The following is a 1,497-nucleotide window of genomic DNA, read 5'->3' as shown; positions in this document are numbered from 1 at the left end:
GGCTATATGAAACGTACAGAGTTCGGGGTAAGCTCAGACTTACTTCGATACGGTTCTTTGAAACCCTATTAGTTTGTCAGCAGCCCTAGCTAGCTCTTTTTCCATAAATAAATGATTGCATGAATCTTAAAAAAATGAAAGGTTAGTTTAGTTTCTTGGATCTACATAATCTGGAAAGTCTGTAATAATTGCGTCCACATTCATGCTTAAAAGAAATTCAGCTGATTCATGGCTGCGTACTGTCCATGTAGAAATTTTCATTCCGTGTGAGTGTACTTGATTAACTAAATCTTCCGTAACAATTCCATAGATCGGGTTAAAGTAATCAGCGTAGGTAGCAAAATCTTCTAATGCTTGCTCTGTTGTATGAGCTTTAGAAGATGTCAGTACTCCGATGGGAACCTTTGGAAGAAGAGCATCTATTTTTTTCATTGATTCAAAATTAAATGATTGGATGATGATTTTTTCATTTTGCGGGTGATCAAGATTGCGTTCTATTAATTCCTGGGCCACGCTTTCTTCAATTCCTGGATAGAGCTCTGGGGACTTTAATTCTATTAAAATACCAATTTTCCCGTGATATCGATCGAGAACTTCTCCAAATGTAGCGATTTTTTCTCCAGTAAATTGTTCTCCCTTCCAGCTACCAGCATCCAGACTTCTCAGCTGTTCGAAAGTCAAATCCTTAATATATCCAGTACCATCTGTTGTTCGATCAACTTTGTTATCATGCATCACGACCAGTTCTCCATCTTTACTTCTTTGAACATCAATTTCAATATAGTCTACTTTCATTTCCAATGCTTTGTCAAATGCAGCAATGGTGTTTTCTGGTGCGTACCCTGATGCCCCGCGGTGAGCTACGGTGTCCATTTCMCTTAAATCCCCAGTTGTTTCTGGAGCGCACGCCTGGTGAAACGGACTAAATAATAGGGCAAGAGCAAAGCCCACTCCTAATAATGTTTTCTTCTTCATATCTTTATCTCCAATGCCAAATTATTTTATTGGCTAAGTTATGAAAATATAAAAAAATCAGAATTTTCAGCACATTTTGTTTACAAAACGATTGTTTCTAGAAACATAGAAAAAGATGGCAGCTGGAGAGTGTAATGCTTCATTTAAAGGTGTTGTTCTGGTACTAATACTTCAGGATAATCGCAAGTAACTCTAAATCTCGGACATACTGATACTACTACTACTTTAAGAAATGTGATCTGCCCCCAAAAATTAAATACTAGTAAAAGACCTACAAAACCTTTCAATATTCTTTGAGAAACTAAACATGCTAAAAAAACTGTCTAGTGGAGTTAGTATAGTTTCATGGACACATTTTAGTATTGAATCCTTTCATGCCCTATTAAAAGGAAGAAGTCAACCACGTACAATAGCTAGACTATCAAACAGCTAAATCACCGATGTTCCAATTTATTRAAGGTTGGTATAACCGAAAAAGAATTCACAGCAGMTTGGGCTATCAAACCCCACAAGCCATTGAAG

Annotated in this window: 1 protein-coding gene; it reads right to left on the bottom strand. The window is 36.9% G+C overall.

Annotation, left to right across the window (positions count from 1 at the left end; genetic code table 11):
- Nucleotides 1-147 precede the first annotated feature (147 nt).
- The gene (locus AC1DUW_RS28570) at nt 148-975 is read right to left on the bottom strand and encodes a glycerophosphodiester phosphodiesterase (protein WP_477644150.1); all 828 of its coding nucleotides are present in this window, start codon (nt 973-975) and stop codon (nt 148-150) included.
- Nucleotides 976-1,497 lie beyond the last annotated feature (522 nt).

The sequence above is a fragment of the Peribacillus sp. P4_C12 genome (genome assembly GCF_056402095.1).
The sequence above is the reverse complement of the archived record's forward strand: the minus strand, read 5'-3'. Positions and strand labels throughout refer to the sequence as shown.